Source organism: Nonomuraea pusilla (assembly GCF_900109355.1).
Classification (GTDB): Bacteria; Actinomycetota; Actinomycetes; order Streptosporangiales; family Streptosporangiaceae; genus Nonomuraea; species Nonomuraea pusilla.
The window spans coordinates 189,205-202,912 of record NZ_FOBF01000007.1; the positions used below are offsets into that span (position 1 = coordinate 189,205).

Annotated in this window: 14 protein-coding genes; 8 read left to right on the plus strand and 6 right to left on the minus strand. The window is 73.9% G+C overall.

The window, feature by feature from the left end; all coding sequences use genetic code 11:
• The first annotated feature begins 23 nt into the window (after positions 1-23).
• Complete coding sequence (locus tag BMX74_RS17240; RefSeq protein WP_091101400.1) at positions 24-1,136, plus strand: epoxide hydrolase family protein; 1,113 nt, start codon at positions 24-26, stop codon at positions 1,134-1,136.
• Between the two features lie 56 nt (positions 1,137-1,192).
• Positions 1,193-2,119, plus strand: a complete 927-nt coding sequence (locus BMX74_RS17245) for a helix-turn-helix domain-containing protein (protein WP_082534784.1) — start codon at positions 1,193-1,195, stop codon at positions 2,117-2,119.
• A gap of 53 nt (positions 2,120-2,172) precedes the next feature.
• Here BMX74_RS17245 and BMX74_RS17250 read toward each other — a convergent pair whose 3' ends face one another.
• A complete protein-coding gene (locus tag BMX74_RS17250; protein WP_091101402.1) occupies positions 2,173-2,535 on the minus strand; it encodes a VOC family protein in 363 nt (120 codons plus the stop codon).
• A gap of 183 nt (positions 2,536-2,718) precedes the next feature.
• Between BMX74_RS17250 and BMX74_RS17255 the strand changes: the two genes are divergently transcribed.
• The 3 genes from BMX74_RS17255 (at position 2,719) to BMX74_RS17265 (ending at position 5,291) form a co-directional block, all read left to right on the plus strand.
• Positions 2,719-3,150: a type II toxin-antitoxin system PemK/MazF family toxin gene (locus tag BMX74_RS17255; RefSeq protein WP_091101405.1), complete on the plus strand. Its 432-nt coding sequence runs from the start codon at positions 2,719-2,721 to the stop codon at positions 3,148-3,150.
• Positions 3,151-3,247: 97 nt separating this feature from the next.
• Positions 3,248-4,510 (plus strand): NAD(P)/FAD-dependent oxidoreductase, encoded by a 1,263-nt coding sequence (locus tag BMX74_RS17260; RefSeq protein WP_091101408.1) that lies wholly within the window; start codon positions 3,248-3,250, stop codon positions 4,508-4,510.
• 40 nt (positions 4,511-4,550) lie between these two features.
• The gene (locus tag BMX74_RS17265) at positions 4,551-5,291 is read left to right on the plus strand and encodes a DUF3152 domain-containing protein (protein WP_091101410.1); all 741 of its coding nucleotides are present in this window, start codon (positions 4,551-4,553) and stop codon (positions 5,289-5,291) included.
• On the opposite strand, the gene BMX74_RS17270 is transcribed toward BMX74_RS17265, so the two are convergent.
• On the minus strand, positions 5,292-5,876 hold the full coding sequence (locus BMX74_RS17270; protein ID WP_218153979.1) for a TetR/AcrR family transcriptional regulator: 585 nt from the start codon (positions 5,874-5,876) through the stop codon (positions 5,292-5,294). It abuts the gene before it with no gap.
• A 113-nt stretch (positions 5,877-5,989) separates the two neighbouring features.
• On the opposite strand from BMX74_RS17270, the gene BMX74_RS17275 reads away from it, so the two are divergent.
• From BMX74_RS17275 to BMX74_RS17285, 3 genes are all read left to right on the plus strand, one after another.
• Positions 5,990-6,778, plus strand: coding sequence for an SDR family NAD(P)-dependent oxidoreductase (locus tag BMX74_RS17275; protein WP_091101412.1), 789 nt, complete (start codon positions 5,990-5,992; stop codon positions 6,776-6,778).
• Positions 6,779-6,866: 88 nt separating this feature from the next.
• Positions 6,867-7,997, plus strand: a complete 1,131-nt coding sequence (locus BMX74_RS17280; protein ID WP_177227381.1) for an MBL fold metallo-hydrolase — start codon at positions 6,867-6,869, stop codon at positions 7,995-7,997.
• A gap of 58 nt (positions 7,998-8,055) precedes the next feature.
• On the plus strand, positions 8,056-8,970 hold the full coding sequence (locus tag BMX74_RS17285) for a pirin family protein (protein WP_091101416.1): 915 nt from the start codon (positions 8,056-8,058) through the stop codon (positions 8,968-8,970).
• A 65-nt stretch (positions 8,971-9,035) separates the two neighbouring features.
• On the opposite strand, the gene BMX74_RS17290 is transcribed toward BMX74_RS17285, so the two are convergent.
• From BMX74_RS17290 to BMX74_RS17305, 4 genes are read right to left on the minus strand one after another with little or no spacing between them, the layout of a single operon-like run.
• Positions 9,036-10,004 (minus strand): ABC transporter permease, encoded by a 969-nt coding sequence (locus tag BMX74_RS17290; protein ID WP_055502576.1) that lies wholly within the window; start codon positions 10,002-10,004, stop codon positions 9,036-9,038.
• Positions 10,001-10,930: an ABC transporter permease gene (locus BMX74_RS17295; protein WP_091101418.1), complete on the minus strand. Its 930-nt coding sequence runs from the start codon at positions 10,928-10,930 to the stop codon at positions 10,001-10,003. Before BMX74_RS17295 ends, BMX74_RS17290 begins: the two co-directional genes overlap by 4 nt.
• Positions 10,923-12,629, minus strand: coding sequence for a sugar ABC transporter ATP-binding protein (locus tag BMX74_RS17300; RefSeq protein ID WP_256256995.1), 1,707 nt, complete (start codon positions 12,627-12,629; stop codon positions 10,923-10,925). Before BMX74_RS17300 ends, BMX74_RS17295 begins: the two co-directional genes overlap by 8 nt.
• Before the next feature lies 1 nt (position 12,630).
• A complete protein-coding gene (locus tag BMX74_RS17305; RefSeq protein ID WP_055502578.1) occupies positions 12,631-13,698 on the minus strand; it encodes an ABC transporter substrate-binding protein in 1,068 nt (355 codons plus the stop codon).
• Positions 13,699-13,708 lie beyond the last annotated feature (10 nt).

Below are 13,708 nucleotides of genomic sequence, written 5' to 3' on the forward strand. Positions count from 1 at the left end.
GATCGCGGCTAGCGTCACCGGTCATGGAACCCTTCGTCATCGACATCCCTCAGGAACGGCTCGACGACCTGCGGGACCGGCTCAGCCGCACCCGCTGGCCCGACGCCCTCGACGGCGTCGGCTGGTCGTACGGCGTGCCCCCGGAGGCCGTGCGCGAGCTGGCCGCGTACTGGCTGGACGGCTACTCCTGGCGCCGCCACGAGGCCAGGCTGAACCGGCTGCCCCAGTACACCACCGTGATCGACGGCCAGAGGGTGCACTTCGCGCACGTCCGCTCCCAGCGGCCGGACGTGCTGCCGCTGCTGCTCACCCACGGCTGGCCCAGCACGTTCGCCGACTTCTCGCACGTCGCCGAGCCGCTCAGCCGTGACTTCCACGTGGTCGTCCCGTCCGTGCCCGGCTTCGCCTTCTCGGGGCCGACGGACGAGCCCGGCTGGGGCGTGCGGCGCGTGGCCGCCGCGTGGGCCGAGCTGATGAGCCGCCTCGGCTACCCCCGCTACGGCGTCCACGGCGGCGACCTCGGGGCGCTCGTCTCCCCCGCGCTCGCCAGGCTCGCGCCCGACCGGGTGGTCGGCGTCCACGTGAACGCGCTCACCACCATCCCCACCGACGACATGTCCGGCCTCACCGAGGCGGAGGCCGAGCGGGCGCGCGGCGTCGCCCGCTGGCGGCAGGAGTTCTCCGGGTACGCCTCCGTCCAGGGCACCAGGCCCCAGACCCTGGCCTACGCCCTGGCCGACTCCCCCGCCGGGCAGCTCGCCTGGTTCCTCGACGTGTTCGCGTCCTGGGGCACGGACGTCTCCGGGGTCTCACCCGACGACGTCCTGACCGACGTCGCCATCGCCTGGCTCACCGGCACGGCCGGCTCCTCCACGCGCGTCTACCGGGAGAGCGCCGGCGACTGGGAGCCCCCCTCCGCGCCGGGGACCGTCCCGACGGCCGTGGCGGTCTTCCCCGGCGACACGAGCGTGCGCAGGTACGCCGAGCGGGCGCACCGCGTGGTGCGGTGGACCGAGTTCCAGGAGGGCGGCCACTACGCCGCCCTCCAGGCGCCCGGCGTCCTCGTGGAGGACCTCCGCGCGTTCTTCTCCGGCTTCCCGGTCTCCCCCGGCGCGAGCGCGACGCCGGGGCCGTGACGGGTGCGCCCGTGCGGGTGGCGGGGTTGTCGTGGCCGCCCGGTACCGTACGGCGGGTGCGCTCATCGGTACGGCTCGGCACCGGGCCGGGCTTCACGCTCAGCCAGGTGACCTGCGTCGACGACCATCGCGGGTGGTCGCCCGCCGAGACCGGCACCGCCTATCGGCTGGTGCTGGTGCGGCGGGGCAGGTTCCGCCGCCTGGTGCGCGGCCGTCCGGCGGTCGTCGACGCGACGGCCGCCTACCTGGGGCTGCCGGGCGAGGAGGAGCACTTCGCGCACCCGGCCGGCGGCGACGTCTGCACCGCCCTGTCCCTGTCCCCCTCGCTGTGGCGGACCCTCGCCGGCGACGGCACGCAGCCGTCCCGGTCCACGGTGTACGTCGACGCCCGGCTCGACCTCGCGCACCGCCGCGTCCTGGCCGCCGCCCGCGCGGGCGACCCGGCGTACGAGCTCACGGAGTCACTGCTGCCCCTGCTCGCGACCGTCCTCGGCCGGCTGACCGACTCCCCCACCCCTGCCACCTCCCACACGGGCGTGCCTGCGAGCGGCCGGGAGGGGGGCGTCGCGGGTGTCCCTTCGAGGGGGCGAGGCGGCCGGGACGGAGGGCGTCCGCCCGGGGCGCCTTCTCGTCGTGCCGCCCGGCCGCCCTACGGCGTCTCCCCTGCCGGGCTCGTCGACGCCGCCCGGGAGGCCATCGCCGACGACCATCCCGCCGCGGCCGCGCTGCTGTCGCTCGCCGAACTCCTGCAGGTGTCGCCGTACCGGCTGAGCAGGGCGTTCACCCGGGAGCTCGGTGTCTCGCTCACCCACTACCGCAACCGGGTCCGGGTCGGCCGCGCGCTCGACCGGCTGGAGCACGGCGAGCCGAACCTCGCCGTGCTCGCCGCCGACCTGGGCTTCGCCGACCAGGCGCACCTCACCCGTACGGTCCGGCGCCACGTGGGCCACACCCCGGCAGCCCTCCGCCGCCTCCTCACCTGAAGCCCCTGGCGGCCGGCCAGGCGCCACCCCCATGGGCATCCGCCCCCCGCCTGTCACTTCTTGGAGATCATGACCTCGTGGCCGTCCGGGTCGGTGGCCTTGATGTAGGTGCCCCAGGGCTCCTCCACCGGGTCGGTCACCGTGACGCCGGCCTCGCGCAACCGACGCACCGTCTCCTCGATGTCGTCGCAGGCGAAGGTGAGATAGGCGCCCTCACCCGGCTTCTTCCCGAACGCCTCCGCGCTGTGCAAGGTGATCGAGGTCTGTCCGTGCGGCGGCTTGACCTCCACCCAGCGCGCGCCCGGCCACATCTCGGCGTCGACGGTCTTGGTGAAGCCGAGCTTGTCGACGTAGAAATCCACCGACCGCTGCTGATCGGCTACGTACATGACGGCGACGTTGATATGGGTGATCATGGATGTCCCCTTGTCAGCTTGGGCCACATCGGCTGCCGTCCGGTGTCGTGCATGCCCATCCTGTCGTCTCTTCCGGAGGGGCGGAAGGAGTTCCGGGCCTGGCTCGGCGCTTGCGAAGGATGTCCTGCGCCGCTTCCTTCGAGGACGGTGACCGGCGGGCCGCCGGTCCCGTAAGCTCCGAGCGTGCGTGATCCAGTTGAGGACCCCCGGCCCCTTCGCGGCGCGGTTCGCGAGATCCACTCGCTCGACGCCGCCGCCACGCTGGCCTACTCCCCCGACCTCGACGGCCTGGCCGACCCCGGCGAGATCGTCTGGGCGTGGGTGCCGTACGAGGAGGACCCGGATCGGGGCAAGGACCGCCCGCTGCTGGTGGTGGGGCGTACCGGGCGCAGGCTGCTCGGCATGATGCTGTCCAGCAAGGGCGACGACGGCCCCGAGTGGCTGGAGATCGGGGCGTGGGGCCGCGACGGCCGGGTGTCGTACCTGCGGCTGGACCGCGTCTTCGTCCTGGACGAGGACGACATCCGCAGGGAGGGCACGGCGCTCGACGGCGAGCGGTTCGCCCGGGTGGCGGCCCGCCTGATGAAGACCCACGGCTGGGCGGCCGACGGCTGACCCGCGCCCTGGGCCGCGTGCCGGGCTCGGGTATGCGGATGGTAAGCGGACGAACCCCCATATATCCGCAGGCGGCGTTAACTGGGACCATTGTCCTATGCGTGTAGTCGTGATCGGGAGCGGGATCGTCGGCGCCGCCGCCGCGTACTACCTGAGCGGGCGCGGAGCCGACGTGACCGTCGTGAGCGGCGGTTACCTCGGCGAGGCGACGCAGGCCGGGGCCGGCATCGTCTGCCCCTGGGTGGACCACCCCAAGGACGACGACTGGTACCGGCTGACGCGCGAGGGGGCGCGCCACTACCCGGGGCTGGTCGAGGCGCTGGGCGAGGACATCGGGTACGCGCGGGTGGGCGCCCTCGTCGTGGCCGAGGACCCGGTGGACCTGGAGCCGGTGCGCCGGCTGCTGCACCGCCGCTACCCCGACGCCCCCGAGATGGGTGAGGTCACGGACGTCACCACGCCGTGGGAGCTGTTCCCCCCGCTGTCGGACCGGCTCAGCGCCATCCTCGTGCCCGGCGCCGCCCGCGTGGACGGCTGCTCGGTGCGCGACGCGCTGCTGCGCGCCGCCCAGCGGCAGGGCGCCGAGGTGCGGGCCGGGGCCGCCAGGCTGAGCCCGGAGGGCCGGGTGTCGGTGCACGTCCGGGGGGACGAGATCCCCGCGGGCGCGGTGCGGTGGCGGCAGGAGGAGCCCGAGCCGGCGAACGGCGACGCCGCGTCCTGGCGCCAGGCCGCCCCGCTGCCGCCCACCGGCACGCCCGCCGGCGCACCTGGAATGCCCCCCGGGGCGGCGGGAACCGGGGGCGGCGGGCAGGCGGGGCCGTCAGGCGCGGGCGACGGGGCGCCGCTGGAGGCGGACGTCGTGGTGGTGGCCGCCGGGGCCTGGTCGGGCGAGGTGTGCCGGCCGCTCGGCGTGGAGCTGCCGGTCTTCCCGCGCCGCGGCCAGATCCTGCACGCCACGCTCGAAGGCGTGGACACCGCCTGGTGGCCGATCGTGCTGCCGAGGATGGGGCCGTACCTGCTGGGGTTCCCCGGGTCGCGGGTCGTGGTGGGGGCGACGGTCGAGGACGTGGGGTTCGCGCCGCGGGTCACGGTGGGCGGCCTGGACGAGGTGCTGCGGGCGGGCCTGCGGGTGGCGCCCGGCCTGTACGGGGCGACGCTGGCCGAGACCAGGGTGGGCCTGCGCCCGGTGAACGCCCCCGGCCCGCCGCTCATCGGGCGGCTCACCGACCGGGTGGTGGTGGCGACGGGGCTCAGCGCGTTCGGCCTGACGGCGGGCCCGCTCACCGGCATGATCGCGGCGGCGCTGGCCCTGGGCGAAACCCCACCCCTCGACATCACGCCATATCAGCCCCACATATGATCGATGCCCTCCCCACCGTTATTTCGTGGGGAGGACGGACATGTCGCGATTCGCGGTGCTGATCCTGATCGTTACGGCCGCCGGATGCGCAGCGGCTCCCGCCGCCTTCCACCGGGTCCCGGCACCGCCGCGGAGCACTCCCCCGGCCGGCCTCGCCGACGCGGGAGCTGCGGCCGGCCCGGACGCCGCCGCGCGCCCCGCAGACACCTCGGCGGGCGCCATGGGCGAGGCGTGGCCGCTGGTCCGGGCGCCGTACCGGGCCTCGGGGACGTACGCGGTCGTGCCGGGGAGCGCCGCCCCCAGGCCGGGACACGGCCCGGTGGTCCGCTACCTGGTGGAGGTGGAGCGCGGGCTGCCGTTCGACGCGCGGACGTTCGCGACGGAGGTGCACGGCGCGCTGAACGATCCGCGCGGCTGGGCCCGGTTCGAGCGCGTGGACCACGGCCCGGTGCGGGTGCGCGTGGCGCTGTCGAGCCCGGCGCTGACGATCCGCGAGTGCCGCCCGCTGCGGACCGGCGGCGAGATGTCCTGCTGGAACGGACGGCGTTCGATCATCAACGCGATGCGCTGGGCGGAGGGGGTGCCGCAGTACGGCGGCGACCTGGTGGCGTACCGGAACTATCTGATCAGCCACGAGGTGGGGCACGGCCTGGGGCACTCCCACCGCGCCTGCCCGGGGCCGGGACGGCCCGCGCCGGTCATGGTGCAGCAGACGAAGTCGCTGGGCGGCTGCGACCCGAACCCCTGGCCGTTCCCCGGGGAGGATCGCGAGGTCTCCTGATCAGCCGGCGGCGGTGAGGCCGGGGCCGGGGCCGACGCCGCGCAGCAGGGTGTCGACGAGCCGCGCGGCCAGCGCGTCGGGGTCGCCGTCGCGGCTCTGCGCGGACTCGTGGATGAGCGCGTAGTAGACGCGCCTGGCCCAGGACGGGTCGACGTCGGCGCGCAGCACCCCGGCGGCCTGCGCCCGGCGGAAGAGGCGGTCGCAGCGGGCCTCCGCGTCGGCGTGCACCTTCGCCGCCTCGGGGTCGGCCGACACCGCGCGGCTCATCGCGAACCCCCAGTCGATCTTCACGCGCAGCACGTTCGCCGTGACCTGGTAGAGCGCGACGACGGGCGGCGTGGTCTCGGGGTGGGCGGCGTCGACGGCCTCGGCGAACCGCCGGGTGGCCCACGCGGTCATGGCGGCGACGAGGGCGTCGCGGGAGGCGAAGCGCCGGTGGACGGTGGTGCGGGCGACCCCGGCGGCCTCGGCGATCTGCTCCATGCTGGCCGACGGGTTTCTGCTGAGGACGCGCTCGGCCGCCTCCAGGATGGCCCGCACGGTCCGCTCGGCGTCGGACCGCAGAGCCTTCGTCGTCTCGCTCACGCCGTCGAGGTTACATCAACGTGCCCGTTCAAGCCGAACTTGCATCAACCATGTTGCAAGTCTTATGGTCATCGCATCACGGCTGACGCCGTACTCAACGGAAAGGCATCACCATGGACCTGCGACTCGAAGGCAAGACCGCCGTCGTCACCGGCGCGAGCAGGGGGATCGGGCTCGCGATCGTCTCGGCCCTGACCGCCGAGGGGATGCGGGTCGTCGCCGGCGCCCGCACCGTCACGCCCGAGCTGAAGGAGACCGGCGCGACCGCCGTGGCCGTGGACCTGTCCACCCCCGGCGGCCCCGCCGAGCTGATCGCCAGGGCGGGCGAGGAGCTGGGCGGCATCGACCTGCTGGTCAACAACGTCGGGGGCGGCGACGGGGGCGCGGGCCAGTTCGACGGGTTCCTCGGCTTCGACGACGAGACGTGGCGGCAGACGTACGAGCTGAACTTCTTCAGCGCCGTGCGCGCGACCAGGGCCGCGCTGCCCAGCCTGATGGAGCGGGGCGGCAGCGTCGTGAACCTCTCGTCGGTCGGCGCCCGCGTCCCGCACTCCGGGCCGGTCCCGTACACGACGGCCAAGGCGGCGCTCACCGCGCTCGGCAAGGCGCTGGCGGAGGAGTTCGGCCCGAAGGGGGTGCGGGTCAACACGGTCTCCCCCGGCCCCGTGCTCACCTCGCTGTGGAACGGGCCCGGCGGGTACGGCGCGGCGCTCGCGGAGCGGCTCGGCGTGCCCCTGGAGGACCTGCTCGCCGGACTGCCTTCGACGATGGGGACGACGACCGGTAGGTTCGTCGCACCGGAGGAGATCGCCGCCCTCGTGGCATGGCTCGCCTCGCCGTACGCGGCGAGTGTGAACGGCGCCGACTACGTCGTGGACGGCGGTACGATCAAGACGGTCTGATCTATCGCGATATATCGTACGAAACGGGAACATCGGGGAGTCCCGCCTGAACGTGCGGGATGACGGACTTCCAAGGGGAGTGTGGGCGATGGCAGGAATGCGGACGGCACGGCGGATCTCGCGGTTCATCGCCGGCGGCGCGGCGCTCGCCGCGGCCGGCTGGGTGCTGCGCGAGGTGCCCGCCGAGCTGGGCGTGCGGCCTCTGGACTCGGGGCCGGAACGCGCCGCCAGGATGCGGCGGTCGCCGCAGTTCAGGGACGGCACGTTCGTCAACCCGATGCCGGAGCCCACCCACCTGGTGGACGGGCCGCCCGTGAGCGTGCTGGCCGAGCTGGCGAGGGACAAGAACCAGCGCCGCCCCGCCGGTCCCGTGCCGATGCGGGTGCCGCCGTCCGACGCGCCGCCCGCCGACGGCCTGCGCGCCGTCTGGTACGGCCACGCCTCCACCCTGGTGGAGATCGAGGGCAGGCGGGTGCTGTTCGACCCGGTGTGGAGCGAGCGGCCTTCACCGTCGCAGCTGGTCGGCCCGAAGCGGCACCACCCGGTGCCCGTGGCGATCGGCGAGCTGCCCCAGGTCGACGCGGTCGCCATCTCGCACGACCACTACGACCACCTCGACCGGGCGACGGTCCGCTCGCTGGTCAGGACGCAGAAGGCGCCGTTCCTGGTGCCCCTCGGCATCGGCGCCCACCTGGAGCGGTGGGGCGTGCCCGCGTACCGGATCATCGAGCTCGACTGGGAGGAGGAGGCCGTCGTGGCGGGGCTGCGCTTCGTCTCGACGGCGGCGCGGCACTTCTCCGGCCGTTCGCTCACCCGCAACGACACCCTCTGGGGCTCGTGGGTGGTGGCGGGGCCGTCCAGGCGGGTGTTCTACGCGGGCGACTCCGGCTACTTCGAGGGCTACAAGGGCATCGGCGCGGCGCACGGGCCGTTCGACCTGACGCTCATGCCGATCGGCGCGTACAGCCCGGCCTGGCCCGACGTCCACATGACCCCGGAGCAGGCCGTCGACGCGCACCTCGACCTCGGCGGCAGGCTGCTGCTGCCGGTGCACTGGGCGACGTTCACGCTGGCGCTGCACCCGTGGGGCGAGCCGGTCGACCGGCTGTGGCACGAGGCCAAGGCCCGCGACGTCGCCCTCACCGTGCCGCGCCCCGGCCAGGCCGTCGACATCTCCGAGGTCCCCGCCATGGACAGCTGGTGGGAGACCCTCGGCTGACGTCCCTCCTCCGGCGCCCGGGAGCCGGGCGCCGGAGCCGCGGCGTTAGATTGCTGGCATGAGCAACCTGGAGCGAGACCCGCAGGAGATCCGCTGCGGCACCGAGGCGGGCGAGCGGAGCGAGGTCCTCGCCGGGCGGGAGGTGCCGCTGGGCGGCCCCCGGGCCATGAAGGTCAGCAGGACCCTCCCGAACGTCCACCGCCGCATGATCGGCGCCTGGTGCTTCGTCGACGCCTACGGCCCCGAGGTCGCCGCCATGCGCGTCCCGCCGCACCCGCACACCGGCCTGCAGACGGTGAGCTGGCTCGTCGAGGGCGAGGTGCTGCACCGCGACAGCCTCGGCAGCCTCCAGCGCGTACGCCCCGGGCAACTCAACCTGATGACGGCCGGACGGGGCATCTCCCACTCGGAGGAGTCGCGCGAGGAGGTGCTGCACGGCGTGCAGCTCTGGGTGGCGCTGCCCGGCGACCGCCGCCACGTCGAGCCGGGCTTCGAGCACCACGCCGACCTGCCGGTGGTGTCGCGCCCCGGCTTCACCGCGACCGTCGTCATGGGCGCGTTCGGCGGCGCGCTCTCCCCCGCGACCACGCACAGCCCGCTCGTCGCCGCGCAGCTCGCCGTCGACGGCCCGGCCGAGATCCCGCTCGACCCGGCGTACGAGCACGGCCTGCTGCTGCTCGACGGCGAGGTGGAGCCGCTGACGGCCGGGCCCCTGCTGTACCTGCCGCCGGGCCGCGACGCGCTGCGGCTGTCGGGACGCGGCCGGGTGCTGCTGATCGGCGGCGAGCCGTTCGGCGAGGAGATCGTCATGTGGTGGAACTTCGTGGGCCGCTCCCACGACGAGATCGCCGCGTTCCGCAAGGAGTGGATGGAGGGCGAGGGGTTCGGCGTGGTCGAGGGGTTCGACGGCACGCCGCTGCCCGCGCCCGCACTGCCCACCACCCGCCTCAAACCCCGAGGCAGAGCCCGCTAGGGCACACCACCCCTGCCCGCTAGGGCGCACCGCCCCTGCCCGCAGGGGCGGGCCGCCCGTGCCGGCTAGGGTGGGCCGCCGGTGTCGAGGCGTTGGGCCTTGCTGAGCAGGCGCTGCGCCACCACGACCAGCGCCAGGAACGCGCCGCTGACCACCTGCTGGAACGCCGACGTCAGGCTGCCCACCTGGTTGATGAGGCTCTGGATGACGCCGAGCAGCAGCACGCCCGCCACGGTGCCGGTGACGCCGCCCGCGCCGCCGGTCAGCAGGGTGCCGCCGATGACGACGGCGGCGATGGCGTCGAGCTCCAGCCCGATGCCGAGGATGGTGACGCCGGAGGACAGCCGGGCCGCGTTGAGCGCCCCGGCCAGGCCCGCCAGCAGGGCCGACAGCACGTACACGAGGACCTTGGTGCGCGCGACGGGCACGCCCATGAGGGCGGCGGCCTGCTCGTTGCCGCCGACGGCGTAGACGTTCTGGCCGAACCCGGTGCGCTGGAGCAGCACCATGGCGGCCAGCGCGAGCCCGGCGGTGACGTACACGGGGTAGGACAGCCCGAGCAGCTCGCCCTGGCCCAGCGCGGCGAACGCGCGGTCCTCCACGAGGTACGTGGTGGCGCCCTCGTCGGAGATCGCCAGCATGAGCCCCCGCACCCCGAGCAGCCCGGCCAGGGTGACGATGAACGGCGCCATGCCGGTCCGCGCGATCACCAGCCCCTGCAGCAGGCCGACCGTCCCGCACACCGCGAGCGGCAGCGCCAGCGCGGCGAGCGGCCCGTGCCGCGACCCGTACGCGGCCAGCACGCCGCCCAGCACGAACAGCGACCCCACCGACAGGTCGATGCCGCCGCCGATGATGACGAACGTCATGCCGATCGCGATGATCGCCAGGAACGACGAGGAGACGACGACGCTGGCCGCGTTCTCCGGGGTGGCGAAGGAGTCGAAGGCCAGGCTGCCGGCGAGCACCAGCAGCGCCAGCACCATGACGGCCCCGTGCTGCTGCAGCAGCCGGCCGGCCTGTTCGCGGTTCATCGCCTTCCACGCTCCCTGGTGGCGTACACGGCGGCCAGGATGATGACCGCCTGGACCATCTGCGTCCACGACTGCGGCAGGTTGTGCTTGATCAGGGTGGCCGACAGCAGCTGCATGAGCAGCGCGCCCATGACGGTGCTGACGACCCTGATCCGGCCGCCGCTCAGCGGCGTGCCGCCCACCACCACCGCCGTGATGGCCGACAGCTCGATGAACAGCCCGAGCGAGGTCGGGTCGCTCGCCTGCAGCCGGGCCGTGGCCAGCACACCGGCCAGCGCCGCGAGCAGGCCGGAGATCACGTACACAGTGAGCAGGACCCGTTTGACCGGCAGGCCGGACAGTTCGGCGGCCCGGCGGTTGCCGCCGATCGCCACGACCTGCCTGCCGAACGTGGAGCGGCGCACCAGGAACAGCACGACCAGGGTGAGCGCCGCGGCGATGAGGACGATCACCGGGACGCCCGCCACGCTGCTGCCGCCGAGCGCGATCAGGTCGGGGTTGCGGAACTCGACGAGCTGCGGCACGAGCACGTTCGCCAGGCCGCGCACGCCGACGAGCAGCGCCAGCGTGGCCACGATGGGCTGCACCCCGACGTACGCCACCAGCGCGCCGCCGGCCGCGCCCACGACGGCCCCGCCGAGCACGGCCACGGCCAGCGCGGGCAGCCAGCCGTAGCCCAGGTAGAGCACGACCAGGGCGGCGGCCAGCGACATCACCGAGCCGACCGACAGGTCGATGCCCTGGGTGCCGATCACCAGGGCCATGCCCAGCGCCACGATCACGACGGGGGTGACCTGGACGAGCTGGGTGCGGAAGTTCGACGCGTCCAGGAAGTGCGGGGTGAACAGCACGTTGAACAGCAGCAGCACCAGCACCGCCGCGTAGACGCCGTAGTCCCGCGCCCAGCGGTAGGCGCGCTCACTCATGGGACCGCTCCCCCACCTGGGGCCGCGCCCCTTGGCGGGACGGCTCCCCCGGCCGCCCCCGCTCAGGGGGCTGCTCCTGCTCAGGGGGCTGCTCCGCGATCGTCGCCATGATCTTCTCCTCGGTCACCTCGTCGCCGGACAGCTCGCCCGCGACCGCGCCGTCGCGCAGCACGAGGATCCGGTCCGCCCCTTCGACCAGCTCCTCCAGGTCGGACGAGATCAGCAGCACGCCCAGCCCCTCGGCGGCGAGCTCGTCGATGAGCGCCTGCACCTCGGCCTTCGCGCCGACGTCGATGCCGCGGGTGGGCTCGTCCAGCAGCAGCGCCTTGGGGCGGACCGCCAGCCAGCGGGCCAGCAGGACCTTCTGCTGGTTGCCGCCGGACAGCTCGGAGACGAGCTGGTGCGGCGAGGCCGCCTTGATCCGCAGCCTGCGCATGAAGATCTCGACCACCCTGTCGATCCTCGCCTCGGACACGACGCCCGCCCGCGCCAGCGCCGGCAGCGCGGCCAGCGCGATGTTCTCGCGCACCGACAGGGTCGGGACGATGCCCTCGGCCTTGCGGTCCTCCGGCAGGAGGCTGACGCCGGCCCTGATGGCCGCCGCCGTGGAGCCGCCGCGCAGCGGCAGCCCCGCCACGAGCACCCGGCCGCCGTCCAGCGGGAGCGCGCCGACGATGGCCTTGGCGGTCTCGGTGCGGCCGGCGCCGAGCAGCCCGCCCAGCCCGACCACCTCGCCGGGACGGACGGTGACGTCGACGCCCCTCAGGACGTGCCGCCTGGTGAGCCCGCGCGCCTCGACCACCGGCGCCTGCCCGTTCACCCGCTCCATGCCCGGCTCCGCCACCCGCTCCGTGCCCGGCTCCGCAGCCCGCTCCATGCGCGGTTCCGGCGCCCGCTCCGTGCCCGGCTCCGGCGTCCCGGCCCCCGCGCGGCGGCGGGTGAAGCTGGTCAGGCCTCGGGAGCGGACCTCGTCCAGCTCGCGGCCCAGCATGAGCGAGATGAGCGTCAGCCGCTCCAGCCCGGCGAGCGGGCCCGTGTGCGCGACGCGGCCGTCACGCAGCACGGTCACCCGGTCGCACACCTGGTACAGCTCGTCGAGCCGGTGGCTGACGTACATGACGGCGATGCCGGCCGCGCGCAGCCGCCTGATCACCTCGAACAGGGTGGCCACCTCGCGCGGCTCCAGCGACGAGGTGGGCTCGTCCATGATGACCACCCTGGCGTCGACCGAGACGGCCCGTGCCAGGGCGACCATCTGCTGGGCGCCGACGCCGAGCGTCCGCAGGGGCCGCCTGACGTCGGTCTCGACGCCGTAGCCGGCGAGGATCCGCTCGGCCTCGCCGTTCATGACGGCGGCGTCGATCACGCCGAGGCGGCCGCGCGGCTCGCGGCCCAGCAGCAGGTTGCGGGCCACGCTCATCATGGGGACGAGGTTGACCTCCTGGTAGATGGTGGAGATGCCGGCGCGCTGCGCCTCCAGCGGCGTGCCGAAGGCGGCGGGCCGGCCCTGGAAGCTCAGCTCGCCGCCGTCGGGCGCGTACACGCCGGTGAAGACCTTGATCAGCGTGGACTTCCCCGCGCCGTTCTCCCCGACGAGGGCGTGCACCTCGCCCGGGTGAAGGGCGAGGGACACGCCGTCGAGCGCGAGCACTCCGGGGAAGCGCTTGCTGATCCCCTTGGCCTCGAGCACCGGATCCACGTCAGTACGCCTCGCCCAGGGAGTCCTTGGCGTTGGCCTGGTCGTAGTCACGGTCGGAGATGATCACCTTGTCGGGGATCTGGCCGCCGTCCAGGAACTTCGCCGCGGTCTCGAAGGCGAGCGGCCCGAAGCGGGGGTTCGACTCGATCACCGCGTGCAGCCAGCCGTCCACGATGCCCTGGACGGCGCTGCGGGTGCCGTCCACCGACACGATCTTGATGTCGCCCGGTTCCTTGCCCGCGCCCTTGAGCGCGGTCACGGCGCCGAGCGCCATCTCGTCGTTCTCGGCGTAGATGCCGTTGATGTCGGGGTTGGACTGGATGAGCTGCTCGGTGACCTGCTGCCCCTTCTCGCGGGCGAACTCGCCGGTCTGCTCGAACGAGATCTGGATGCCGGGCGCCTTCTCCTTGACGCGGTCCTTGAAGCCGTTCGTCCGCTCGGTCGTGACGTTGTTGCCCGGGGCGCCGAGCAGGATGGCCACCTTGCCCTTGCCGCCCACGGCGTCGATCATCCGGTCGGCGGCCCGCTTGCCCTGCTCGTAGAAGTCGGAGCCGATGAACGTCAGGTAGTCGCTGCAGGGCTTGGCGTTGATCTTCCTGTCCACCGTGATGATGGGGATCTTCTTGGCGGCGGCCTGCTGGAGCACCGGCTCCCACCCGTCGGAGTTCAGCGGCGCGATCACCAGCAGCCTGGCGCCCTGGGCGATGAGCTGCTGGACGTCGGTGATCTGCTTGGAGAACTGCGACTGGGCGTTGGTGACCTTCAGGTTCGTGATGCCGAGCTTCGCGGCCTCGTCCTTGATCGACTTGGTCTCGGCGATGCGGAACGGGTTGGCCTCCTTCTCCGACTGGGAGAAGCCGACGACGGCGGTCTTGAGGTCGAACGGCGTGCCGCCGAACTGCTGCAGCGTGCACGTCGGGCCGGCCGCGCCCGACGGGGTCTGCACGACCTGCTGTCCCGCGGTGCTCGCCGCGGACGGCGCGGCCTGCGGCTCCTCGGCCTTGGCGCAGGCCGCCGCCGTGAGCAGCACGGCGAACGCCAGCGACGCCATGCGGACGTGGGGGGTCATAGCGGTTCCT